Raw genomic sequence first — 24,585 nt, 5'->3', positions numbered from 1 at the left:
TATTCCACCACCTGGGAGATGACTCCGGCGCCGACCGTATGACCCCCCTCACGAATCGCAAACCTGAGCTCCTTCTCCATCGCAATCGGCGTGATCAACTCCACATCAATGTCCACACGGTCCCCAGGCATCACCATCTCCACACTCTTCGGTAACGTCACCACCCCCGTCACATCCGTCGTCCTAAAATAAAACTGCGGCCGATACCCATTGAAAAACGGCGTGTGCCTCCCACCCTCCTCTTTGGTCAATACATACACGGACGCCTTAAACTTCATGTGCGGCGTGATACTCCCAGGCTTGGCCAATACCTGACCCCGCTCTACCTCCTCACGCTTCAAACCCCTGAGCAAAATACCAACATTGTCCCCCGCCATCCCCTCATCCAGCAACTTCCGAAACATCTCCACCCCCGTCACCACGGTCTTCACCGTCGGCTTGATACCAACCAACTCTATCTCCTCCCCTACCTTCACCTTCCCACGCTCCACACGACCCGTCGCCACCGTCCCCCGTCCCGATATGCTGAAAACATCCTCCACCGGCATCAAAAACGGCTTCTCCGTGTCTCTCTGTGGCTGCGGTATATAACCGTCCAACGCCTCCAATAACTTCCATATCGACTTCTCCCCCAAATCCCCAGCATCCCCCTCCATCGCCTTCAACGCACTCCCCTTGATGATCGGCGTCTTCTCCCCGGGAAACTCATACTTGGTCAGTAGCTCCCTCACCTCCAGCTCCACCAGGTCCATCAGCTCCTTGTCATCTACCACCAATATCGCACCGTCCATCTGCGCCGCCCCCGTAATCATGTTCTTCACATAGTCGGCATGCCCCGGACAGTCCACATGCGCATAGTGTCTCTTCTCACTCTCGTACTCCACATGCGCCGTCGCTATCGTGATCCCCCGCTCCCTCTCCTCAGGCGCCTTGTCAATCTGGTCATACGCCATAAACTGCGCAAAACCCTTCTTGGCCAATACCTTCGTGATCGCCGCCGTTAACGTCGTCTTCCCGTGGTCCACATGACCAATCGTCCCTACATTCGCGTGCGGCTTCGATCGATTAAATTTTTCCTTGCTCATATCTCTCCCTCCTTGTGTACGGGCGAGGTCACCTCGTCCCTACCCTGTTTAAAATTTCAAATCCAAAAAAATAAAATCCCTCAATCTTCTACTGAGCCCAAGACCGGAATCGAACCGGTGACCTTCTCCTTACCATGGAGATGCTCTGCCAACTGAGCTACTTGGTCAGTGGCGACATCATGATAAACTTCGGTCTGCTTCGTCGCCTCCTCCTCGCTTCGTCAGCGTACATTTAAGTACGCCTCCTTGCTCGTCGTCAGCAGCCTCGCATTCCTTGTTTCTCATGCTGCCGCAAGCACTCCATTGTCAAAAGCGGGAGACGGGATTCGAACCCGCGACCTCCTGCTTGGAAGGCAGGAGCTCTACCACTGAGCTACTCCCGCGTGGAGGGGGGAGGATTCGAACCTCCGAAGGCATTAAGCCGGCAGATTTACAGTCTGCTCCCATTGGCCACTCGGGCACCCCTCCCGAAAAAAAGCTGGCGATCGGATTCGAACCGATGACCTGCTGATTACAAATCAGCTGCTCTACCAGCTGAGCTACGCCAGCGGTTGAACCTTAAGCTCATCTGTTATTGTTAGCCGAGCGCCCCCCGCAAAAAAATCTTCCCCACTCCCCCAAAAATTAAAGGCAGAAACTTATATAGATTCAACCGGTCGATGTCAATTGAGTTTATTGGATTTTTTGAGATTGTTTCCGGGCAATTGTATAGAGAGCGACAGCCCCGGCCGCAGAGGCGGAAAGAGAAGTAACCGGGCCTGAAATCGGAATGGAGACAAGGAGATCACATTTTTCACGGACCAGCCGGCGCATCCCCCGCCCTTCACTCCCAATCACGAGGGCTACCTGAGAGTTAAAGTCCTGATTTTCAATAGAATCCTTGGCCTCCGCCTCGGTTCCATAGACCCAAAACTGGGCCTCTTTGAAACGATCCAACCCCTTGGCAATACTGGAGATTCTGGCGATCTTGAGGTATTCAATCCCACCACTGGAGGCCCGGGCGGCTGTCGGGGTGATCTGGGAGGCGTGTCCTTCAGGAATCATCACCCCTTCGACCCCAAAACAACAGGCGGCTCGAATCAAGGCCCCCAGATGCTGGGGGTCTTGAACCTCATCCAGAACCAGAACAATGCCCCTCTTTTTGGGGGCCGCCGATTGGAGGATCTCGTCCAAAGAAACGTAAGGGTAGTCAGAAACCTCGGCCACAAACCCCTGGTGCCGTTCAAGGGGGGCAATCTTTGATAAGTAACCGGCCTCCTTTATTTCGCAGGGGATCTTTCTTTCCTTTAATAAGGAGAGAATCTGGGCCTTTTCTCCTTCAGGAATATTTTCCGAAAGAGTCACACGCTCCACCTTCCGCCGTCCCGCCTTCACGGCATGCAGAACGGGATGACGACCGCAAAGGACTTGAGACATAGGTCGCGGGGGTACCCAATAAACAAGAGATTGTCAATTAGGCGTTGTATTCGGTGAGGGCAGTCTGTTTCTGGGAAAGGAGATCCTTCTCTATGTCATCCAACTTATCCGGAAAATACTCCATCAGGACTTCTCTCGCCTCAAAATAGACCCTTTTGTAATGCTCCATCTTGGCCAGGAGTCTCTCTTTTTTCTCAAAGGTGCGGGCCCCTTCGTACTCCTTGCGGGCATACTCATGACCAAAGGAACTGTTGGTCAAAAGCATCTGCAGGTTCAAGATATCGTCCGCCTTCTCCTGATTCATGGTATCCATACCCTAAGTAAGGAAGCAATCTAACGGCCAATCCTGTTTTAAACTGGTTTAAACATATAACTTATTGAAAATACTATATATTTATGTGTCGTCTTATTGACATCGAGTATTAGGCAGAGACTGGTTTTGGGGGGAGAAGACCCCATTTTGGAGACTTTCCGGCCTTCATGAGTAGGGACTAGACCATCGCCCCAACCCATGATAGATTGGCACCTCCTATGAGACAGACCCAACTCACAGTGATCCTCCTTCTTGTTTCATTGCTCAGCAACCCTTCCCTCCTTGCCAAAAAAAAGAAGGAGGAATCGGGAGGGCTCAAAAAGATTATTGCGATTGGCAGTGTTGAAAACGGTTATCTTGGCTTTGAAAACATGGAGCCGGGCGGCGTCAACGACCTTTTGAGAGACCGGATCCGGAAGGAGCTGGAAGAGACAGGCCGGTATGTCGTGCTGATGGTTCAGCCGGAAAAACCGGTGGAGGCGGTGGAAAGCCTCCCGGCGGCAAGCGAATCCCCACCGGAAACTCAAGAAACAGAGGTCAAAGAGCCACCGAAGAAATTCTCACCACAGGACGCGAAGGCCCTCATGGCGCAAAGCCAGCAGTTGCTTCAACAGATGGTGCAAACGATGAGGGCCGCCACAGGAGGGCCGATGAGTCTGCCAAAATCGGTCGCCGCCCAGTCGCTTTTCAACTTCCTGATGGAAACGGAACAGAGCAGCAGTGGTACCGGCGGGGTCTTCGGGATCGCCGAGGGGTTCACCTCGACCCCCCTGGGCCTCGGGGATTTCTCGAGCGAATCGGTCAAACTGGTCCTGACTACCAAACAGATGGACCCCGAAAGGGGGATATTGCTCGATCATCATCGCGCAAAGGCCTCTTCCACCCGATTCACCCAGCTGGCCGGAGTGAATTACTATTCCGTCGAGGATTCGTCCAATAGTAACAAGGCGTTTGACAAGGTTTTTAAAAAAGCCCTGAAGAAAACAGTGGAATGGGTCGACGGCAAAATGAGTCCACTCGCCTGGGAGGGCCAGATTTTTAAAAAAGAGGGGGACCAATTTTATCTGAATGCCGGAGCCACCGCCGGTGTCAAACCATCAACCCAGTTTGTTATCCTTAAAAAAGAGGCGGTGGCCGGGAAAGGGGTCCAATTCGGAACCCAAGAAGAGGCCCGAGGAATCTTAGAGGTAGTCCGTGTGGAGGAAAAATATTCCCTTTGTCGCCTTGTCTCAGGAACGGTGGAGGTGGGTGCGATTATCCGGCAAGGAGGGAGTCCAGCTTCTTCTTCAGCTCCCCAATAACGGCATCGACAGGGATCAGAGACACTTGTCCCCCTTTTCTTTCTTTGAGCTCAATCTTTCCTTCCTTGAGCCCCTTGGTCCCAACAACAATCCGGTAGGGGATTCCGATCAGGTCGGCATCCTTGAATTTAACCCCGGCCGATTCGGAACGATCATCCATCAAGACCTCGATTTTTTCCTTTTGCAACCCTTGATACAATTTCTGGGCGGTTTCACGAACAGCGGGATCGTCTTGAAGCGGAAGAAGCTCAACATGAAAAGGGGCAATCGGCAACGGCCAGATGATCCCGTTCTCATCGTGGTTTTGTTCGATGGCCGCCGCGGCTGTCCGACCGACACCGATCCCGTAGCACCCCATCACGATCGGTTTCTGATTTCCCTTTTCATCAAGAAAAAAAGCCTTCATCGGGAACGAATACTTCGTCCCCAGGTAAAAGACCTGCCCGACCTCAATCCCGCGGTATTCCTTCAACTCCTTGCCGCAGTGGGGACACTTTTTATGCCCCTTTTCAGTAGCCATCTCCTTGTTCATCCCCCATTCACAAGAGACACAGGAAAGCACCGCATCCTCCCCGGAACCGGCCAGGACCTGGAATTCATGCGAGAGAGAACCACCAATGACACCGGTCCCCGCCTCGACCACCTTGAAGACAAGACCGCAACGGGCAAAAATCTTTTTGTAGGTTTCAAACATTTTCTGATAAATCTTGCGAGAGGCCTCCTCGCTCACGTCAAAACTGTAGCAATCCTTCATGATGAATTCTCGACCGCGCATCAGGCCAAATCGGGGACGGACCTCATCCCTGAATTTTGTCTGAATCTGATAGAGGTTCAGGGGAAGATCCCTGTAGGATTTGACGTTGCTTCGGACAAGATCGGTGATCGCTTCTTCGTGGGTCGGTCCAAAACAAAACTCCCTGTCGTGACGGTCTTTGAACCGGAGCAGTTCCTTGCCATACTTTCCCCACCGCCCCGTCTCCTCCCAAAGTTCTTTGGGCATCACAATTGGCAGAAGAACTTCCTGCGCCCCGGCAGTATTCAACTCTTCACGGATGATCCGCTCCACTTTTTCAATAACACGAAGTCCCAGGGGAAGATAACTGTAAACCCCGGCCGCCAGTTTGCGGATCATCCCGGCCCGGAGCATCAAACGATGACTGATCGTTTCTGCCTCGGCAGGGGTTTCACGGAGTGTCGGCGCAAAAAGTTGAGAAAGAAGCATCGGTCTTAAGGAATTAGACTACACCCACCGCTATTGCTACTGCTATCGCCCCCACCACCATTGGTCGGATTGGCAGTACCGGTTCCGGGATTGGCATTTACGTTGGCAAGGGTGATATTGATCGCCGTCTGAGAGTCCCCCCCCTTGGCGCAGGCAAAAGTTGCGGCATGTTTGTAATTATCAAAGGTCGGGGGGAACGCCGACCCCGAGGGATAACCGGCGGGGGAGGAATCACACGGCTTGATACCGGAAGAACCGATGATCTTGGGGTAGATCGCCTCCACCTCCAGGGAATAGGTCTCCCCCGGTTTCAGGCCGATAATGACAAAATCGCCATCCAGAGTTCCTGCCGCCGAGAGCTGGCCGGAGAGATAGGAAATAGCATCCGTCTTCGATTGGTCCGACTTGGTATTGCGGGCGATGACATTGGCACATTGCATTTCTTTCCCATTCTGGTCAAAGACAGTTCCCTCAAGTCGGCAGATGCCCGAGGAAAAACCGGAGGAAGGGTAAAGATTGGCCACACAGATTTCATCATCCCGCTCCAGTGTCTTGATAAAAACCCCCGATCCGGAGACAAGGAAAGAATACATGGTCGTTATGTATTGATTGTTGCTGGCGTCATCATCGGTCGCCTCCGTCAGATTGACTTGGCTGTGGTTGCACCCCAGAAAATGCCCCAGTTCATGGGTGATAATCGCCTCAAGATCATCCTGGGAGATGGTCGTTCCGGAAGGACAGGCGGATGACTTGGCCCCATCCAGACAGACGACGTTAAAAACCCCCTCCCCCTTGGCCACTGAGTTATTACTCGTACTGAAACGGACGATACCGGCAAAACCCAGGGTCTTGGCGCGATTGGCCTCGCCAAAAAACTTGGCAACAATGGAACCATCGGCATCCAAAACGATCGGGTTCTGCCCGTCACCGGTCGGTCCATTGGGACAAATCGAGGCGTCATAAAGATAACTGCAGACCGTGTCCCCTGTGACATCGGAGACATCGGCATTATTTGTATCTTTGAGGGTTGTGGCACTCATCACGACATCCGAACCATCGGCCCCCTGCCAGGCAGAAACGGCATTGGTGAGGAACGGTTCCGTATTGAAACCATTGACCGTCAGACTCCCTTCCCTCTGATAGGTCATCGGCATCGACCATTTGATGGCGGTGTTCGTTGTGGTATTCACCACGGTCGGCCCATAGGCCTTCAAGGCCTGAGGTGCCAGAATAAGAACAACCACGAAGAGCCTATTGGGCCAGCTTCTTGACGAGCGAAATGAAGGTGTCATAATTGACAGGACCTGGTGAAGAACTCTTAACGATATTTTTTTCTGAACCGGAAAAACTTTTCAGCGAATGACTGTTCTTCATCCCTGAAAAAAGCCCCTTATTGTTGAAAAGATTTGCGACCTGTTTTTTGCCTGAGTCATCGGTCACAACATTAAATTTTCCCTGCATGATGCCGATCGGGGCGGTCAGACCAAGCGAACCGGGACGACTCAAGAAGAGAACCAGCTCCTCCCCTTTTTTGTACTCCGGCAGACTCCCCGAGAGGAGACTCTCCCCCATTCCCTCTTCCGGCTTGGGGGCACGAAGCTGTTTGAAACTGAACCGTCTCCCCACCTCCCCTTTATAGGCCTCCTCCACCTGCAGAGTGACTGTCACAATGGGACGCCCCTCAGGGTCAAATCCTTCCTTCGCCTCAATCACTTGACCGGCGATGATCTGATCGGCATCTTTTGATAACTGCTCCAGATTCTGCGAAAGAACGGTCAGCGCCAGGGCCGACGAGACAACCCCGATAAAAGCGGCAACAACCGCAAAAGATAATTTTTTCATTCCGGTTCCCCTATCTCAAGAAGGTGTACGCCGTCAAACAAAATGATGAAAAGCCATTTTTAAGGAATCAGGGAACAGCCCCCGCCCTCCTCATCATCACTGGGCGTCTTGGAAGAGCTTTTGGTCGTTACAATTGTCGTTGTTGTCACACTCCCTCCGGTGACCACCTCCCCCGCCTTGGCGCATGAAAAAGTGCCTGAGATCGTTTGATTGTCAAATCCTGAGGCAGGAGGATCGCACGGTTCCACGCTGGAACCCCCGGTAAAGGTTGCATTCACTTTTTCGATCTCCAGGGAATATTGTTTGCCCGGAATGATTCCTTTCAGATAATAATCCCCCTGTTTAGCATCGCAATCGGTAAAACTCCCCTTGTAAAAGGCGCCCGAAACGAAGGTGATTGTCTCCTCCAGACTGTTCTCGATATTCCTGGCAACGACATTCACCCCCTGCAATTCGGTCGTCCCATTTGATTCAAAGACCTTCCCCTGAATGGTGCAAAAGGCATTAGCGAAATCCACGGTCGGATAGAGCATCGAGGCCGAAACCTTGTCGTCATAATGGGGGGTCAGCTGTTCCTTGCCGTCAATGTAGAGCGGGTACATCGTAGCAATCGCCGAGGCCTCGCTCATATCGCCACCGGCCGCCTTGAGCGCCGATCGGTCATTCACATCCACATGGTCCAACCCCAGAAAATGGCCGAGCTCATGAAAGATTGCCCCCTTGAAAGCATCGATCTCCTCTTCAGGTGTCCGGCAAGGGTCGTTTTTGGCGGCACCGGCAGGGCAATCGATCCATTTCCCGTTCAGGACCGCCTGCGCCTCGGTAATATAGAGGGTGCCACCCACCTGTTGGACAACCCGGGGACCGGCAAACCCGAGGATATCATTGCTGGACCCCTGCCCCTGAATCAGATCGGTAATCTTCCCGTCCTCATCAAAGAGGATCGGGTTCTGACCACTCCGGGCACTTCCTAAAATAAAGGGAGAATTCTCATCCGGACAGAGAGAGGTGGGGGGACAATAGGCAAAATGGTTGTTCACGTTCTTCTCATCAACATTCCCCAAACCGGTCCCCGCCGTGAAATTCAGCGAAACGGTGTTGGTTCCGTTCAGGGTGATATTTTTCCAATCCTTGAAAAGCTCATCAACCAGGGCCAGGGCCTCTGCGTTGCTCAGGCGCCCCAATTTTCCGGCCGCGGCGTCTCCATTACTGGTTTCCGGATTGTAGGTGACACTGCCGTCTTTGAAGACGACGGCCTGACCGGTGTTGTCAACATCAACCAAAATAGGCCCCGCTCCCCAAGCCCCGGGGGAAGAAAATAAAAACAGTAGAAAGAGAACGCCCGGAGATCTCATCGATTGACCATCCTTTTGACGGCCGAAAGAAAACCGTCTAGCTCCAGATTTTCCGCATCGCCTGACAATGTCAGGGTCTTCAGGGTTGAAGAAGAGCTGTGCCGGAGCAAGAATCGGGAACCATACTGGCCTCTCACAACCCTTTTCCCATTGGGGAGGGTTGAGATTGAAAGTCGTCCCTGCCCCAACCCCACCGGTGAGGTCAAACCGAGGGAACTCTCCGGATAAAGGAAGAGGATCTCTTCTTTCCCTTTTTGGTAAGCGGTCTCGTCACTCCTCATGACAACCGTGCTGGGAGAACCGGTCAGACCGTCGTCGGTCAAGACCCTCTTTTTTGAAACACCAAAAATCTTGATCGTCTCCAGATCCCGCAGATCCCCCTTGATCCTTTCAAGAACCCGGTAGGTCACATAGGTGACCGCCATCCGGTTCTCATCCAGATCTTCACGAACCTCTTCACAGCGCCCCACAAAAATTTTGCCGGCCCTGGCCGTCAGCTTCTCAACGTTCAGCGGAACAACCATGGAGGCCCCGACAACCAGAGGCACCATCAGGAGTAAAACAAGGACAATGAGTGGAGACCGGCCCATAAATTTTGATTATACCCCAACTCTAGGAGATTTTCCTTGAAAATAATCAAACCGCAGGTAAGATGGCGATTGTGCATAGACCCTTGAAAAAGTTTGCCTTTTTCCTTCTTCTCCTCTCCGTTGCCGCCCTCTCCTCCCCCCCGATTCAAACGGAACATAGTAACGACTTCAAAGGGCTGAAGGTCTTCGAACGGGCCATTAATTTCGTAAAATCAAATTATGTCAACCCCCGAGATATCGATCCCCGCAAGATGCTCCAGGGTTCCTTAAGGGAACTGGCAAAGACGATCAATCCGCTTGTCTTCCAGTTGTCGCAGAGAAAACTGCGCCTGAGTCTGGGGTCAGAGATGAAGGAATTACCCCTCCCTCAAGAGCTGGATATCAGCACCCTCCCTTCCATCCTGAAAGAGGTCCTGGGCTTCCTGTCGAGCCATTCCCTGTCGGAAGAAGAGGAGAAAAAGAACTGGGAGCATCTTGTCATTCAGGGGGCGTTGGATACCCTCGATCCGCATTCCTCTTTTCTGCCCCCCAAAACCTTCAATGAGTTCAGGATCGGGACAAAGGGAAATTTTGGCGGTCTCGGGATTGTCGTCGGGATACGGAACGGCGAGCTGACGGTTATCGCCCCTCTGGAAGGGACCCCCGCCTGGAAGGCCGGTATCAAGCCCAAAGACAAGATCGTCCAGATCGATGAAGAATCGACCATCAATATGCCGCTTTCGGAAGCGGTTGAAAAACTCCGTGGTAAAATCGGAACCCGCGTGACCTTGATCGTGCAAAGAGAAGGAGGCGGTGAAAACCTGAGTTTCCTTCTGACGCGGGCCCTCATCAAAATACAGAGCGTCAATGCCAGCCTGATTGATAAAAACCGAAGAATCGGCCTGCTCAAGATCAAGAATTTCCAGGAAGAAACCCTTTCCGAACTGGAACGCTACCTCAACCTCCTCAAACAACAGGTGGGGGCACAGGGACTGGCCGGTCTTGTGTTGGATCTCCGAAATAACCCCGGTGGTCTTCTGGATCAGGCTGTTTTTATTACCGATCGTTTCCTCTCCAAAGGGGTAATCGTCAGCACGGTGGGGGCCGGAGAACGCAATGAAGACCGCGAATATGCCAAACCGGGAAATCCCGAAGAAAATATCCCGCTCGTCGTGCTGGTCAACGAAGGGAGTGCCTCTGCTTCCGAAATTATCGCCGGGGCCCTGAAAAATCTGGACCGGGCTACAATCCTGGGGGCCCAGACTTTCGGCAAAGGAACCGTCCAGACGATCTATGATCTCAAAGATGGGTCGGCCATGAAGTTAACCATCGCCAAATACCTCACCCCCGGCAACATCCCGGTCCAGTCAATAGGAATCTCACCGGATATCGCCCTGGACCCGGCCAGGGTTTCCGAAAAGAACACGGATCTTGTCGAAAATGAGGCACGCCGCGAAAAAGACCTAAAGGAAGATTCTCCCACAGAGACGGCCCACCCTATCATGCAACCGATCCTGAGAATCCGTTACCTTGACAAGGATAAGAAGGAAGAGGGTCCGGAAGAGGACGACGAAGGGGCCGGTCAGGTCAATCTGGAAGAGGATTTACCGGTTGCCGTAGCCAAGGAGATCCTTGTCGCCAGTGCCAGCCTCTCGAGACAGGACCAGATCAAGGCGGCCCTACCCCTGCTCCACCGGATCAGGGAAAAGGAGGAAAAGAAAATCGGGGAGGGATTGGCAAAGATCGGCATTGATTGGTCTGTAGGTGACCTTGCGAGGGAAAAACCGGCGGCCGATCTTCAAATGGAGATCATCAATGACAAGGGAGAGGTTCAAACTGAACTAATCCCCGGCAAGGAATTCAAGATCCGGGTGACCGTCACCAACAAGGGACGCTCTCCTTATTACCAACTGATGGCCGTCATGCACAGCGAAGACCCGTTCTTCAAAAACCATGAGTTCGTCTTCGGCAAGATTGACCCCCAGGAAAAGAAAAGCTGGAGTCTGCCGATCAAGGTCCCCGATTTCCTCCTCCCTCGCGAGATACCGGTCCTGCTCGCCTTTCAGGAGGCAAAAAATAACTCCCCCAAGAATTTCAGCGCCAAGATCAGGGTCGCTTCACCACCCCCTCCTCTTTACAGCTTTGCCTATGAGCTTCCGGGAGAAAAAAAGATTGAAAAGGGAAAAAAGATGACACTCCTCGTGACTGTCAAAAACAGGGGGAGTGGTTCCTCAGAACATCCTTTGGTTAGCCTCCGCAATCCCGAAGGGGAAGGGATTTTTATTGAAAAAGGAAGGGTCGAGCTGACACCCCTCCTCCCCGGTCAGGAACAGAAGGTCCCCCTGCAGTTTCACATAGAGCCTTCGTTTCAGAAATCCTCGTTTGCCCTTGAACTGGAGATCGCCGATAGCAAGACAGGACAAGGTTTCAGCAAAAAACTGAAATTTCCGATCGGGAGCCCCCTTCCGGCCAATACCACCACCTTTTACATTCCCCCCGTCTTTATCATGGATTATCTGCCCCTGGATGCGAAGGAACCCAAGATGAACATCACTGGCGTGGTGAGCGATGATGAACGCCCAAAGAGCCTGATCCTCTTTGTCGGAGAGGATAAGGTCTATTACAAGGAAAACGAAAGCCGGACCGACCACACCCTCAAATTTGACACCCGAATATCCCCGAAAAAAGGGCTGAACTTCCTCACCCTGACGGCGCAGGATGATAATGACCTCACCTCGCGAAAACAGTGGATCCTTTGGAAAAAATGAAGATTTTCTCCGGTTCTTCAAAACTCCCATCCCGGTTCAGAGGAGGTGTTATCACACTGGGGGTTTTCGACGGCGTGCACAGGGGGCACCAGAAAATCTTCAACACGGCCCGTCAAGGGGCAAGGAAGTCCCATTCTCCCTCGATCGTCTATACCTTCTACCCCCATCCCGTGCAGGTGCTGGCCCCTGAACTCCCTCTACCACTCATTAACACCCTGGAACAAAGAATTGAGCTGATCGACCGATGCGGTCTTGACGCCGTCATTGTGGAACCTTTCACAAAACGCTTCTCTCGACAATCCGCAAAAACCTTCTTTGAAAAAATTCTGAAAAACCGTCTCGCCCCAAAACGACTCATCGTCGGCTATGATTTTACCTTCGGTGCCAAAAGACAGGGAACGGTGGAGACGCTGGAACAATTGGGCAAGACCAGTGGCATTGAAGTGGTGGTCATCCCGGCAATCTTTGAAACCAGCCAGCTCCTCTCCAGCACCGAGATCCGTCACGCCATCCAGAGGGGAGAGGTTTCCAGGGCGGCCAATTTGTTGGGGCATCGTTTTTTCATTGATGGCCTTGTCGTCAAGGGGCGCGGCATCGGCAAGAGACTGGGGATTCATACCGCCAACCTGAAAACAGAAAATGAATTGATCCCGCAAATTGGTGTTTATTCATCGTTCACGACCGTTGGCAGAAAACAACTGAGGAGCGTCACCAACATTGGTCCCAATGCAACCTTTGGGGGCTCTTCCATTTCCATTGAAACCCATATCCTGAACTTCAACCGTTCTCTCTACGGTAAAAAAATCCGGGTTGAATTTATCGAGAGGATCCGCGATGAAATGACTTTTCCTGGACCGGAAATGTTGAAAAAACAGATCTTGAGCGACATCCAGACGGCAAAAAACCATTTTAAACGGATTTAAAAAATGAACCAGCCTCTTTTTTTAGGGATTATTGGCAACCCGATCGGACATTCCCTCTCCCCCCTTATCCACAACCGCTGGCTGGGCAAGACAGGAAGGGGGGGGATTTATCTTCCCTTCAAAATCCCTCCTGCAAGACTGAAGGCCTTTGTCAGAAAGGCGCGTCGTCAGAAAATGGACGGGTTCAACGTCACGATCCCCCATAAAGAAACGATCCTTCCTCTGATGAACTCCGTTTCAAGAGAGGCCAAGGCGATTGGGGCGGTGAATACCGTCATCCGGAAGGGAAAAAATTTAACCGGAGAAAATACGGATTGGCAAGGGTACCTCGCCGCTTATCACAGCCGTTTCAAAAAACCGCTGGCCGGAAAAACAGTCGTCGTTCTTGGGGCGGGCGGATCATCGAGGGCAATCCTCTACGCCCTCTGCCGTGAAAAAGTCGGGCTTGTGATTGTTGCCAACAGAACCGTTGCCAAGGCTGAAAAATTGGTCGGCGCCTTTAACCCCCTTTTTCCAAAAATTCCAAAAAAGGCACTGCCGCTTAAACTTTCACTCCTCAAACCATTTTTGAAAAGATGCGACCTGCTGATCAACACCACCTCGGTCGGGCTGAACGCCACTCGCTTTCACCCCTCCCCCATCCCCCTGCTTTCCAGAAAGGCGATCGTTTCTGACCTGGTCTACAATCCCCTCCTAACCCCTCTCCTGAAAGAGGCAAGAAAGAGGGGGCACCCGATCCTTCCAGGGCTTCCGATGCTGATCTACCAGGCGGCTTTTTCGTTTCGGCTCTGGTGTAAAACTTGACGACTTTTTTCCTTTTTGCTAAAGGCCTAGCCGATGACCAAGAAAAATGGATTCAGCCTTGTGGAGATGATGGTGGTGGTCGCGATCCTTGCGATCGTGGCCGCTGTGATTATCCCCCGTTTTCGCGAACACAAGGCGCTTCAAAAACAGCAATCAGAAGAAAGCTCCCCCTCTCCCTAACCGTCAAAAAGTTGTCGGGATGGGTGTCAATTTCATCACCAAAACCGTTCCTCCTTCAGCCTTCCCTTTCCGGTCAATTTTAATATAATACTTAAATAACAAGTAGTTAGTCAATAACCCCTAAACCTCAAGACGGTGGCATGCCACTTGCACTTTGTAAAGATAGCCATGAAAAAGATCCTTGTGGTTGATGACAATGAAATCCTCCTCCGGGCCTGGGAGAGGATTTTAAAAAAAGAGCCGTGCCAGTTTATCGTCACCAACAACCCCGAAGAGGCGGTTCAGATCATGGAGGAGAAGGGGGCCGATATCCTGATCAGCGATATTGTCATGCCAAAGATGGATGGCTTTGACCTGATGAAACGGGTCTTGAGAAATCATCAAGGCCTTCAGGTCGTCCTGACCACCGGTTACATCTGCGACTTCTCCAACATCAACTTGGATGTTGAACTGAAAGACCTCCATATTGTGATGAAGCCGTACAATGATATCAACGGGCTTCAAGGATTTGTCCACAAGCTCGTCGAGGGGGATGAATCGGTCAACGATGAAAAAGAGGCGATCTTAGGCAAGAACAACGTCCATCTTCACCTCTGGAATTTGTAACCACTACAAAACAGTAAGTCCGGCATACTTCACCATCAGCGTCTTGACCCTTCCGTCTCTGAAATAGACGGTGATCTTTTCCTGCCCCGCCTTCCCTTCCCTCCTTTTGACCACCCCTTCGCCAAAAATTGGGTGTTTTACCGAAATGCCAATTTTGTAGATACTTTTGGGTGATCTTTCCGTCTCAGGGCGTTGGTCAAAGTCGTCAACTGACAGGACCCGTCCCAAAGATTCTGAATCTCGCCACCCGCCATCAACTCTCTCCACCAGTTCTTCCGGCATCTCCTCCAAAAAACGGGAGGGGAGGTTGTACTGATCCCCTCCATAGAGACGCCTCTTCAGGGCGTGGGTAAGGTAAATCTTCTGGCGGGCACGGGTCAAACCGACATAGCAGAGCCGCCGCTCCTCCTCCAACTCCTCAGGCTCATCCAGAGAGCGCTGGTGGGGGAAAAGTCCCTCCTCCATCCCGACGATAAAGACAACCGGGAATTCCAGCCCCTTGGCCAAATGGAGGGTCATCATCGGCAAAACCCCTTTGGCCGGGTCGTAATTGTCGGTATCCCCGGCCAAAGCGATCTGGTCCAGAAAACCGGAGAGGCTCGGCGCCTCCGACTCCTTTTCATAGTCACCAAGGACATTGAGGAGCTCCTCCAGATTCTCCAGACGATTTTCCGCCTCCATCGTCTTCTGCCGAACCAGTTCTTCACGATAGCCGCTCTTCTCAATAACCATTTTAGTAAGATTGACCGGTGACAAATGAGGCAATTCCTTTCTGAAAGATTCCAAAAGAGCATACACCTGGGCCGCCTTCTCCTTCATCCCCTTGTTCAACCCCTTGGGTGAATCACCCTCTATTTCCCGACAGCGAGAGAGTGTTTCATAGAGAGAGCAACCCTTCTGCTCAGAAAAACTCTCCAGACCTTCCAGAAGTTTCTTGCCAATGCCGCGTGCCGGGACGTTGATAATCCTCTTGAGGGTGAGAGAGTCGGCCGGATTGATGAGGACTCGAAGATAGGAAAGGATATCTTTGATTTCCATCCGCTCGTAAAACTTCATCCCGCCGTAGATGGTGTAGGGGATCCTGAAACGGTTCAGTTCATCCTCGAAGGTGCGGGATTGGGCATTCGTTCTGTAAAAAACGGCACAATCGGAATACTTGAACCCTTGCTCGGTAAGCTCCTTGAGCTCTGAGATGACAAAACGGGCCTCCTCTCTTTCATCGGAGGCGGTGAAAAGAATCCCCCTTTCCCCCTTGTTGTTTTTGGTCCAGAGAGTTTTTCCTTTTCTCTCCTTGTTGTTTTCGATCACCTTTGAGGCCAAGGCGAGGACCGTCTGCGTCGACCGGTAATTTTGTTCGAGGGGGATGATTTTCGTCCCGGGATAATCTTTCTCAAAATTAAGGATGTTATTAATATCCGCCCCACGCCAGCGGTAGATCGATTGATCCTCATCCCCGACTACACAGAGGCTTTCGCAACCGGCAGAGAGGAGCCGAACCAGCTCATACTGGGATCGGTTGGTATCCTGATATTCATCGATCAGGATATGCCTAAAAAGCTGCTGGAAATAATTCCGGATACGATTTGATTTCTGCAACAGCTCAACCGTTTTAAAAATAAGATCGCCAAAATCAAGCGCGTTATTTTCTTTGAGCCGTTTTTGATAAAGCTGATAGACTTCCGCCACCTTTCTTTCAAAAATGTCGGAGGCCAGACCGGAGTACTCCTCCGCGGAAATCAGGGCATTTTTGGCCCCATCGATCCGGCTCTGGGCAGCCCTCGGGTGAAGCAATTTTTCATTGATCTTCAAGAACTCAAGGCACTGTTTGACCAAGGTCATCTGGTCATTGTCGTCATAGACAACAAAATCCTTCTGGTACCCCAACTCACCGATATGCTGTCTCAAGATCCGGAGACAGGCGGAGTGAAAGGTGGAGACCCAGACGGAGGTGACGCCCCGATCCAGGAGACCCCGAAGCCTCTCTTTCATCTCATCAGCCGCCTTGTTGGTAAAGGTCACCGCCAAAATCTGGTGGGGGGGCACCTGCTGTTCATTGATCAGGTGGGCGATCCGCTGGACGATCACCCGTGTCTTGCCGCTACCGGCGCCGGCCAGGACGAGAAGCGGCCCTTTGGGGTAATGAACCGCCTCAAGTTGTTGCGGGTTCAAATTCATTACTCAACAGTCACACTCTTGGCAAGATTTCTCGGCTGATCAACATCAGTCCCTTTCAAATCAGCCAGATGGTAGGCCAAAAGCTGTAGAGGAAGGGCAAAGAGTATCGGGGAGATAAACCACTCACAGGCGGGGATCAAAAATGTTTTTCCTTGCCCCACGAGTTGTCTGTCTCCTTCTGTCCCCAAGGCAATCACCCGTCCCCCCCGGGCCCGGATTACTTCAATATTGGAGAGGACCTTCTTGTAATGACTATCCTGCGGGGCCAGGACAATGACCGGCATCCCGTCATTCACCAGGGCGATCGGCCCATGCTTCATTTCACCGGCCGCATAACCGGCGGCATGAATATAGGCGATCTCCTTCATCTTGAGGGCCCCTTCCAGGGCCACAGGAAACGAAACGCCCCGCCCCAAATAAAGGGCCGCGGGGGCTTCGACACAACTTTCTGCTAGTTGGCGAATCTCTCCATCCCGTTTTAAAACAACTTCCATCTGAGAGGCCAACCCTTCCAGGGCCTCACAGGCCTTTCGAAAAAGAGCCGGCGCTATCTTGCCCCGAAGATGCCCGATAAAAAGTGAGATCATCAGGAGGGCGGTCAACTGTGTGGTAAACGCCTTGGTCGAGGCGACACTGATTTCAGGCCCGGCATGGGTATAAAGGGTTGTGTGACTCGCCCGGGGAATACTGGAATCGATAACATTACAAACGGAGAGGACCTTTACCCCGCGCCTCTTCCCCTCCTCCAGCGCCGCCAGAGAATCGGCCGTTTCACCAGACTGGGAGATCACAACCAACAGTGTCTTGCCATCCACAACCGGATTCCGGTAACGAAACTCCGAGGCAAGATCGACCCAAACCGGAACCTGACAAAAGGTCTCGATCCAATATTGGGCGACCAAACCGGCATGATAAGAGGTCCCGCAAGCGGTGATCACAATTTTATCAAAAGGGAAAACACCCCCGGGGCAAAGGGCCTTGATCTCTTCCAGATCAATGGTCTGTTCCTGCTTTCGTAAACGGCCGGCAAGGGTATCCGCCACCGCGTGGGGCTGTTCAAAGATCTCCTTCTGCATGAAATGCTTGAAACCCCCTTTTTCCGCCATCTCCTGCGTCCATCGAATCTCCTTCACAGTCCGGGAAACCGGTTTGCCGGAACGATCAAAAAGATGGATCCCCTGGGCTGTAATCTGTCCCCAATCACCATCCTCCAGAAAAATAATCTGGCGTGTGCAGGGAAGAAGCGCCGGGACATCCGAGGCAACAAAATTTTCCCCTTGCCCCAACCCGATCACAAGAGGGCTTCCACGACGCGCCACAAACAGCGATTCCGCACTATCCTGATCCAGCGCCACCAAGGCGTAAGAACCTTCTGTCTCCTCCATGGCGCGCGGGAACGCCTCTCTCATGGGGTGTCCTTCATCGGTTTTTTGCTGGATCAGCCAACTGATCACTTCACTGTCCGTTTCTGATTGAAAGGCATGCCCCTTTTGCATGAGTTCTTTTTTGAGCCCGACGTAATTTTCGATAATCCCGTTATGGACGACAGCAATCTTGCCGGCACGGTGCGGGTGGGCGTTTTCTTCCGAAGGGCGTCCGTGTGTCGCCCAACGGGTGTGCCCGATCCCAATATTTCCCTTGGGTGAATCACCCGCTAAAATTTTTTCTTTTAGAATTCGTGAAAGATTAACAAGTTTTCCTGCGGAACGGACCAGCTCGATTTTTCCCTTATTTAAGGTGGCAATCCCGGCCGAATCGTACCCCCTGTATTCAAGACGGCTCAAGCCATCCAGGAGTACCGGAACCGCTTCTCTCGAACCCACATACCCCACAATCCCACACATAAAGAAAACCTCCATGGTTCGACTCAGCTCACCATGTCCATAACGAAAACTGGACACCCTGAGCTAAGTCGAAGGGTCAATTTATTTTACTTCTTTCTCTTCTTCTTCCAATTCAAAATATTGTTCTGTTCAACACGCGAAATCGCCAGAGACCCGGCTGGCACATTTTTAGTCACCGTCGTCCCGGCCCCGATCCATCCCCCCTTGCCAATCTTCACCGGGGCGACAAACTGTGTATCACTCCCGACAAAAACGCCATCCGCCAGGATCGTTTTGTGTTTGGCAAAACCGTCATAATTGCAGGTGATCGTCCCGGCACCGACATTGACATCCCTTCCAATCACGGCGTCTCCCAAGTAGGTCAAGTGATTCGCCTTCGATCCTTTCCCGATCACCGTCTTCTTGGTCTCCACAAAATTCCCGATATGCGCCTTCTCCCCGATTACCGATCCCGGGCGGATATGGGCAAAAGGACCGATCACCGCCCCTGAGGCGATACGGCTCTCTGTCACCACCGTGTACGGTTTGAGGTGAACATGATCGCCAATCACCGCTGACCTCAAGACAACTCCGGTTTCAATGCGAACCGATCGCCCAACACGCGTCTTCCCCAGGAGGGTGCAGTTGGGAGCAACCTCGGTCCCCTCCCCAATAACAACCTCCTCATCCAGAGTGCTCCTCTCAGGATCGATGAACCGAACGCCGCGGTTGATCCACCCTTCAACAATTCTTTGCCTCAAAACTCCCTCCGCCCGGGCCAGCTCCATCGGGTTGTTGACCCCCCAGGCCTCCTCTTCTCCGGCCGGCACGGCGGCGACCTTTAAACCTTCTGAGACAAAATGGCGAACAAGATCAGTCAAATAAAATTCCTGGGTCACACGGCTTTTTTGAATCTGCCGAAGGGCTTCAAAAAGAGATCCCGCCTCAACAATCATCACACCGGTATTGATCTCCCGAATCCCTTTCTCCTCCGGTGTCGCCTCTTTCTCCTCCACAATCCCGCGGACAAAACCGTTTCTGGCACGGAGGATCCGCCCATACCCTGTCGGGTTTTCCACAAACGCCGTGAGTAGACCAAGGGCAGCTTCTTCCTTTTTGTAGGTGGCAATCAGCCGTCGAAGTGTTGATTCTCTCAAAAGCGGGACATCCCCATAGAGGATGAGCAAATCTCCTTCAAAATTTCTCAACACCTTTTGTGTCATACCAACGGCATGGGCGGTCCCCTTTTGCTGATGTTGAGTCACAAAAGTAAGCCCTTTCGTTTTTCCAACGGCCCTTTTTACCGCCTGTCCCGCATGACCGATAACAACAATTTTTTTCTGGACCCCCAATCGTTGGACAAGGGCCAATGGGTAATCAATGAGGGGGCGACCCGCAAGGGGATGAAGGACCTTAGGAATGGAGGAACGCATCCTCTCCCCTTTCCCGGCGGCTAGAATAATGCTGGCAAGTGATCCCATGGAAGAGGCGCCGTTTATACTTTAGGACTTGACTCTGACACAAGAAGAAAATAGGGAAGCGGACGTGGCTAGTCTCAACAAGGTTATCCTGATTGGGAATCTTGGAAACGATCCCGAGGTCCGTTACACCCCCGCCAACCAGATGGTGGCGACCTTCAATATCGCGACTACCGAAAAATGGACCGGAAAGAGTGGTGAGCCCGGAGAACGGACCGAATGGCACCGGATCGTCGTCTGGGGCAAGCTCGCTGAGATCTGCAAGGAATACCTCTCCAAGGGGCGTCAGGTCTACGTTGAAGGGAGACTTCAAACCCGGCAGTGGGATGATAAAGAGGGAAAGAAGAGATACACCACCGAGATCGTCGCCCAGAACGTCCAATTTCTGGGAACCCCTTCCGGCGAGAGGGGACGTTCCGCTGCTTCCCCTTCTGAAACAGCCCCGATGTCAGAATCAACAGCACCCGCCGCCAGCTCTGAAGACGAGATTCCTTTTTAATTCAGCCTTCCTAACATCAGCCCCCGAATCTTTTTTGGCCCACCCCAACGGGTCCCCCACTGGAAGAAGACCGTGAAATCAACGGCGGCTCCATCGGAGTCAGGGTCTTCTTCAAAGGCGACCTTCCATTCGTTAAAATCCCCCACCCTCCCCCCGAACCCGACAGTCAGGTTCAAGGCCCCTTCATCCAATTCGGTCAGTCCCGTCCCATGAAAGAGACCGGTATCGCCACTCATCTGGAGCATCAGGGACCAGAGTTCCCGGATAAGACTAATCTCCAGACCGGTCATCCAGCCAAGAACGGCTGGGCGTGATATCTCGGCCAAGAGATCATTCCCCCCCAATACCGTGTAAGAGAGATTCAGGGTGCCGTGATACCGGTCATAGTTTTTTTCGGCCGCAACCTGAAAGCCAAAATCAGGATTCCCGCTCCCCAAACCATGGCCGCGATCCCCCGTCGGCAGTTTGAGATAAAAAATGGAGGCGAGTCCGGGATGCCACCCCGCCTCCTTAAAAATCTGGTGCTTAAAATCCAGAATGATATCGGAAAGGCCGTAGGTCTCTGGGTTCACCTCGTAGAGGGGCACACCATTCTTGCGAATAGCATATTCAAAAGTACCATTGGGATAAAGCTCCCGTCCCGCATTGGGCAGGCCAAAAAAATGGTGAAAGTCTTGAATGAAACTGTCAAGAAAGCCGCCGTTGAAATGGAGGAGCGGCAGTTCAACCCCCAGTTCAAAACGATCCATCACCCCGTAACGAAAAAAGATCGAATGACGGAGGAGTTCCATATCCAGTGCGACCTGATAACCGGTTGCCGGGGAGGCATTCCTTTCAAAGAGGTTGGAATAAGCCGCCTGCATCTCCACCTGATAGGTCCCGGCCGGTAAAACTTCCGTCCTTTGGGGGTGCAGGTCCAAGAATTGGAGATAAAGGGGATTTTGATTCCGGACAGGGATCGGCCCAAGAGGGGGGTAATAGGACTCAGCGAGAATTGCCGGCGAAACGAAAAAAAGACTTAGGAAAATGAAAAGTCGTCGCACGTTGGGCAAAAAATTAGCTGGAGAAAAGTCAAATGGCAACAAATTTGACTTCTTGAAACGGAAAGATTATTGTCGGCCCCCTTATGACTGAAAAGGTAATCATTATCGGATCCGGACCAGCCGGGCTGACCGCCGCCGTCTACACGGCAAGGGGTGACCTGAAACCGCTCCTGATCGAAGGGTACCAGGCGGGCGGTCAATTGATGTTGACGACAGAGGTCGAAAATTATCCCGGTTTCCCCAAGGGGATCATGGGACCTGAACTGATGGATCTCTTTCGGCAACAGGCAGAGCGATTCGGGACCCGATTCCTCACCCAGGATGTCACTCGCGTTGATTTTTCAAAAAAACCCTCGGGTGAGGCACCCTTACAGGTCTTTGTCGGGGATCAGAAATACGAGGCGCAATCGATAATTATTTCCACAGGGGCCTCCGCCAAACTGATCGGGCTCACCAATGAAAAACGGCTGATGGGCAAGGGGGTCACCACCTGCGCCACCTGCGACGGCGCTTTCTTCCGAAACATGGAGGTCGCGATCGTTGGCGGTGGGGATTCCTCTATGGAAGAAGCCCTCTTTCTAACAAAGTTTGCGACGAAGGTGACGGTGATCCACCGCCGCCATGAACTTCGCGCCTCCAAGATTATGCAAGACCGCGCATTTGCCAACAAAAAAATCAAGTTTCTCTGGGATACGGTGGTGGAAGATGTCTTGGGCGAAAAAGAAGTCACCGGCCTGAAGCTCAAAAACGTGAAGGATGGAAAGACTGGCGAACTAAAAGTAGCCGGCCTTTTTGTCGCGATCGGCCATACCCCCAACACGCAACTCTTCAAGGGACAACTGAAGATGGATGAGAACGGCTACCTGATCACCCACGACGGAACAAAAACAAATATTCCGGGCGTCTTCGCCTGTGGCGACGTCCAGGATCACGTCTATCGCCAGGCGATCACGGCCGCCGGCTCCGGCTGTACGGCGGCAATCGATGCCGAGAGGTACCTCGCGCATTCCTAAAGATTTTTAATAAAGACGTTAGGTCTTTCTCATTTCCCTTTTAATTCCTTCCTCTGTTTAGTCCGAACCTCTTTGATATTCCCCACCGTGGGTAGGTTCTCTGGCATGGTTCCCCCAAGTTCCCGGATAGTTTGCCGGACCTTCGCACCCACGTCCCTGTGTGTCTGATTGGCCCTGTCCTTACCTATAATCCGCTCTCTACGGATTTTTTCCTCTGTTTGAGTAGCGCGGAATAGATTCGCGGCAAGTTCCGTACTCCCCATATGATCGAGAATCTGCCGACCTTTTTTCAATCGCTTGTGACGATGGATATCCTGGGCCGTCATCCCGCCATAAAGACCCATGTAACCATGGTTCTGAAAGATAGCATAATCCATTGAGGTAATGACACCAGCCCGCTTGGCCGTCTCAGCCAGTCTCATATTATGGATCCTGATCTCATCTCTCAGAAGCAATCGACGTTCATCCTCAGTGGACTGGTCCGAAATCTCCTGGCGTCTGGTTTGAACGGCAAAGTAGGTTTGTCCTAAAGCAACGATTTCTTTTGAGGGATCCGCATTCTGGATGACAAGATAACAAGCATATCGTGAAAGAAGGGTTGTTCTAACCTCACGTTGTCCCCCCTTTCCAATTTCGATCATTTCGGTGACATCAACGAAATGATCCTCGATCCGCTGGCCACTATTGAAACAGGCGGTTCGGGCCTTCTGAACGACCTGTTCGAAGTTTCGATAATCCGTGTAACCAAGGACTTGAGCAAAGTCTCGGCTCGACCAATATTCACCCCCGGCCTCATTAGTGCGACGGATTCGTTCAAAAGGGGAAATAGCACCAGATACCGTATCGACTTTGTTATTCATTGCGTAAAGATTTACTTATAAAACAGGTTAGTTCAAGTACCTTTTTTTATATCCCTACAAGTTTTCAATAAATTCGACGACGCGGGCAAGTCCCTGTTTCAAAACCTTCTGTTCCGCCAAAAACGAAATCACAAAATGGACCCCCTTCTCGTAATCAAAGAAATAGCCGGGGTGGACAAAGACGCCTGTTTCTTTCATCAGGTTGATAATAAAATCTTCCTCTGTGCGGAAATGCCAGACCTCCCCCTTCACCCCCTCCTTAGCTAAGGAGGGGGACGGGGGGCGGTCTGAAACCTCAGCCATCAGATAGAATCCTCCCTGTGGTTCCACAAACCGGATCTTGTCGGATTGTCGCAAAATCTTCACCGCCAGGTTTCGCCGGGCCTCGACTTCCTGCCGGTACTGTTTGACAAAATTCCTCCCCTCTTGAAACAACCGGGGCAACGCCTCCTGGATCGGGGTATGCGTCGAAAGAAAGGTATCGGCCATCGTCTCCAACCGGTCCACCGCCACCGTCACCTTTTTCTTGTCACCAGTCACCGCAATCCAACCAAGCTTCAGGGCCGGCAGGGCGAACATCTTGGAGATGCCATTCAGGGTAAAGAGTAGGGGCGCGGTTTCCGCGTCCGGGCGGGGAAACCCCGCCCCTACACGGGGATAATTTTCATTGCAAAAAATAAATTCTCCAAACACCTCGTCACTAATAATCGCCAGGTTTTCCCTCCTGGCTATCATAGCGATCGCCTCAAACTCCTCCGCCGTCACCACAGCCCCTGTCGGGTTGTTTGGGGAGATCAAAACAATGGCCCGGGTTTGAGAATCAATCTGGGAAGACAGTTTCTCAAGGTCGATCCCCCACCCCTTCTCCTCTACCAAAGGGTAATGGCGCAGTTCGATCCTGGCCAGCTCAGCAATATGGTCAAACAGAGGGTAGGCCGGATTCGGCGTCAAAATATTTTCTCCTGGTTTGGCCAGGAGAGAAAAAAGGTAGAAGAAGGATTCACTCGTTCCCGGAGTCAGCAAGATATGGTCCGGTTCAACCTTCATTCGACAGGAAGCATAATACTGGGCGATCGATTCTCTGGCCCGCAAGGAGCCCTTCGGATCCGGTTCATATTTTCCCTTTGCAAAAAAGGAGGCATAGGCCTTGGTCAAAATCTCCCGAGGAAAGTGAAAACCGTGATGGTTGGGGTTCCCGTCAAAGAGGCGTAAGACCTCTCTACCCCCTTTTAAGAGCTCACGGTAACATTTTTCGATCGTGTTGATTTCAACGGTCACTAAGTCCCTATAAAATAATCAGTGGAACAAAA

The 24,585-nt window shown here is 52.1% G+C and carries 22 protein-coding genes and 4 tRNA genes; 8 read left to right on the top strand and 18 right to left on the bottom strand.

Going from position 1 to position 24,585, the window contains the following annotated elements:
- From HYS22_09080 to HYS22_09050, 7 genes are all read right to left on the bottom strand, one after another.
- The coding region (locus tag HYS22_09080) for an elongation factor Tu (protein ID MBI1910303.1) at nucleotides 1-1,085 on the bottom strand (1,085 nt) is incomplete at its 3' end.
- A 94-nt stretch (nucleotides 1,086-1,179) separates the two neighbouring features.
- A tRNA-Thr gene (locus HYS22_09075) sits at nucleotides 1,180-1,250 on the bottom strand.
- A gap of 146 nt (nucleotides 1,251-1,396) precedes the next feature.
- Nucleotides 1,397-1,468 (bottom strand) — tRNA-Gly (locus tag HYS22_09070).
- Nucleotide 1,469: 1 nt separating this feature from the next.
- Nucleotides 1,470-1,553, bottom strand: a tRNA-Tyr gene (locus HYS22_09065).
- 8 nt (nucleotides 1,554-1,561) lie between these two features.
- A tRNA-Thr gene (locus HYS22_09060) sits at nucleotides 1,562-1,634 on the bottom strand.
- Nucleotides 1,635-1,757: 123 nt separating this feature from the next.
- Nucleotides 1,758-2,501 (bottom strand): 23S rRNA (guanosine(2251)-2'-O)-methyltransferase RlmB, encoded by a 744-nt coding sequence (gene rlmB, locus HYS22_09055; GenBank protein MBI1910302.1) that lies wholly within the window; start codon nucleotides 2,499-2,501, stop codon nucleotides 1,758-1,760.
- A 37-nt stretch (nucleotides 2,502-2,538) separates the two neighbouring features.
- Nucleotides 2,539-2,814 (bottom strand): hypothetical protein, encoded by a 276-nt coding sequence (locus HYS22_09050; GenBank protein ID MBI1910301.1) that lies wholly within the window; start codon nucleotides 2,812-2,814, stop codon nucleotides 2,539-2,541.
- Between the two features lie 218 nt (nucleotides 2,815-3,032).
- Between HYS22_09050 and HYS22_09045 the strand changes: the two genes are divergently transcribed.
- Nucleotides 3,033-4,115 (top strand): hypothetical protein, encoded by a 1,083-nt coding sequence (locus tag HYS22_09045; protein ID MBI1910300.1) that lies wholly within the window; start codon nucleotides 3,033-3,035, stop codon nucleotides 4,113-4,115.
- On the opposite strand, the gene proS is transcribed toward HYS22_09045, so the two are convergent.
- The 5 genes from proS to HYS22_09020 are packed head-to-tail and all read right to left on the bottom strand — an operon-like array spanning nucleotide 4,069 to nucleotide 9,124.
- On the bottom strand, nucleotides 4,069-5,337 hold the full coding sequence (proS, locus tag HYS22_09040) for a proline--tRNA ligase (GenBank protein MBI1910299.1): 1,269 nt from the start codon (nucleotides 5,335-5,337) through the stop codon (nucleotides 4,069-4,071). The genes HYS22_09045 and proS overlap by 47 nt on opposite strands.
- Nucleotides 5,338-5,342: 5 nt before the next feature.
- On the bottom strand, nucleotides 5,343-6,581 hold the full coding sequence (locus tag HYS22_09035; protein MBI1910298.1) for a hypothetical protein: 1,239 nt from the start codon (nucleotides 6,579-6,581) through the stop codon (nucleotides 5,343-5,345).
- A 7-nt stretch (nucleotides 6,582-6,588) separates the two neighbouring features.
- Nucleotides 6,589-7,179 (bottom strand): hypothetical protein, encoded by a 591-nt coding sequence (locus HYS22_09030; protein MBI1910297.1) that lies wholly within the window; start codon nucleotides 7,177-7,179, stop codon nucleotides 6,589-6,591.
- 59 nt (nucleotides 7,180-7,238) lie between these two features.
- Nucleotides 7,239-8,534 carry a hypothetical protein gene (locus HYS22_09025; GenBank protein ID MBI1910296.1) on the bottom strand — a complete coding sequence of 432 codons (1,296 nt, stop codon included), beginning with the start codon at nucleotides 8,532-8,534 and terminating at the stop codon, nucleotides 7,239-7,241.
- Nucleotides 8,531-9,124, bottom strand: a complete 594-nt coding sequence (locus tag HYS22_09020; protein ID MBI1910295.1) for a hypothetical protein — start codon at nucleotides 9,122-9,124, stop codon at nucleotides 8,531-8,533. The genes HYS22_09025 and HYS22_09020 overlap by 4 nt, the downstream gene beginning before the upstream one ends.
- A 71-nt stretch (nucleotides 9,125-9,195) precedes the next feature.
- Between HYS22_09020 and HYS22_09015 the strand changes: the two genes are divergently transcribed.
- The 5 genes from HYS22_09015 to HYS22_08995 all read left to right on the top strand — a co-directional run bounded on the left by HYS22_09015 (nucleotide 9,196) and on the right by HYS22_08995 (nucleotide 14,384).
- Complete coding sequence (locus HYS22_09015; protein MBI1910294.1) at nucleotides 9,196-11,871, top strand: PDZ domain-containing protein; 2,676 nt, start codon at nucleotides 9,196-9,198, stop codon at nucleotides 11,869-11,871.
- Entirely contained in the window at nucleotides 11,868-12,794 is a 927-nt protein-coding gene (locus HYS22_09010; GenBank protein MBI1910293.1) for a bifunctional riboflavin kinase/FAD synthetase, read from the top strand. The genes HYS22_09015 and HYS22_09010 overlap by 4 nt, the downstream gene beginning before the upstream one ends.
- A 3-nt stretch (nucleotides 12,795-12,797) precedes the next feature.
- Nucleotides 12,798-13,598, top strand: a complete 801-nt coding sequence (gene aroE / locus HYS22_09005; GenBank protein MBI1910292.1) for a shikimate dehydrogenase — start codon at nucleotides 12,798-12,800, stop codon at nucleotides 13,596-13,598.
- Between the two features lie 33 nt (nucleotides 13,599-13,631).
- Nucleotides 13,632-13,778 (top strand): type II secretion system protein, encoded by a 147-nt coding sequence (locus tag HYS22_09000; GenBank protein MBI1910291.1) that lies wholly within the window; start codon nucleotides 13,632-13,634, stop codon nucleotides 13,776-13,778.
- A 168-nt stretch (nucleotides 13,779-13,946) separates the two neighbouring features.
- A complete protein-coding gene (locus tag HYS22_08995) occupies nucleotides 13,947-14,384 on the top strand; it encodes a response regulator (GenBank protein ID MBI1910290.1) in 438 nt (145 codons plus the stop codon).
- Nucleotides 14,385-14,387: 3 nt separating this feature from the next.
- On the opposite strand, the gene HYS22_08990 is transcribed toward HYS22_08995, so the two are convergent.
- From HYS22_08990 to glmU, 3 genes are all read right to left on the bottom strand, one after another.
- Entirely contained in the window at nucleotides 14,388-16,559 is a 2,172-nt protein-coding gene (locus HYS22_08990) for a UvrD-helicase domain-containing protein (GenBank protein MBI1910289.1), read from the bottom strand.
- On the bottom strand, nucleotides 16,559-18,403 hold the full coding sequence (gene glmS, locus HYS22_08985; GenBank protein ID MBI1910288.1) for a glutamine--fructose-6-phosphate transaminase (isomerizing): 1,845 nt from the start codon (nucleotides 18,401-18,403) through the stop codon (nucleotides 16,559-16,561). The genes HYS22_08990 and glmS overlap by 1 nt, the downstream gene beginning before the upstream one ends.
- Nucleotides 18,404-18,489: 86 nt before the next feature.
- Nucleotides 18,490-19,815: a bifunctional UDP-N-acetylglucosamine diphosphorylase/glucosamine-1-phosphate N-acetyltransferase GlmU gene (gene glmU, locus HYS22_08980; protein ID MBI1910287.1), complete on the bottom strand. Its 1,326-nt coding sequence runs from the start codon at nucleotides 19,813-19,815 to the stop codon at nucleotides 18,490-18,492.
- Nucleotides 19,816-19,927: 112 nt separating this feature from the next.
- Between glmU and HYS22_08975 the strand changes: the two genes are divergently transcribed.
- The gene (locus HYS22_08975; protein MBI1910286.1) at nucleotides 19,928-20,359 is read left to right on the top strand and encodes a single-stranded DNA-binding protein; all 432 of its coding nucleotides are present in this window, start codon (nucleotides 19,928-19,930) and stop codon (nucleotides 20,357-20,359) included.
- Here HYS22_08975 and HYS22_08970 read toward each other — a convergent pair.
- Complete coding sequence (locus tag HYS22_08970) at nucleotides 20,356-21,402, bottom strand: DUF3187 family protein (protein MBI1910285.1); 1,047 nt, start codon at nucleotides 21,400-21,402, stop codon at nucleotides 20,356-20,358. The two genes, HYS22_08975 and HYS22_08970, sit on opposite strands and share 4 nt — an antisense overlap.
- An 83-nt stretch (nucleotides 21,403-21,485) precedes the next feature.
- Here HYS22_08970 and trxB point away from each other — a divergent pair, with 83 nt between their 5' ends.
- On the top strand, nucleotides 21,486-22,415 hold the full coding sequence (gene trxB / locus HYS22_08965) for a thioredoxin-disulfide reductase (GenBank protein ID MBI1910284.1): 930 nt from the start codon (nucleotides 21,486-21,488) through the stop codon (nucleotides 22,413-22,415).
- A 29-nt stretch (nucleotides 22,416-22,444) separates the two neighbouring features.
- On the opposite strand, the gene dinD is transcribed toward trxB, so the two are convergent.
- Nucleotides 22,445-23,275 carry a DNA damage-inducible protein D gene (gene dinD / locus HYS22_08960; GenBank protein MBI1910283.1) on the bottom strand — a complete coding sequence of 277 codons (831 nt, stop codon included), beginning with the start codon at nucleotides 23,273-23,275 and terminating at the stop codon, nucleotides 22,445-22,447.
- 54 nt (nucleotides 23,276-23,329) lie between these two features.
- The gene (locus HYS22_08955) at nucleotides 23,330-24,553 is read right to left on the bottom strand and encodes a pyridoxal phosphate-dependent aminotransferase (protein MBI1910282.1); all 1,224 of its coding nucleotides are present in this window, start codon (nucleotides 24,551-24,553) and stop codon (nucleotides 23,330-23,332) included.
- Nucleotides 24,554-24,585 lie beyond the last annotated feature (32 nt).

It is taken from the genome of Deltaproteobacteria bacterium, from assembly GCA_016177765.1.
Classification (GTDB): Bacteria; UBA10199; UBA10199; order JACPAL01; family JACOUP01; genus JACOUP01.
This window is presented reverse-complemented; position numbering and strand designations above follow the sequence as displayed.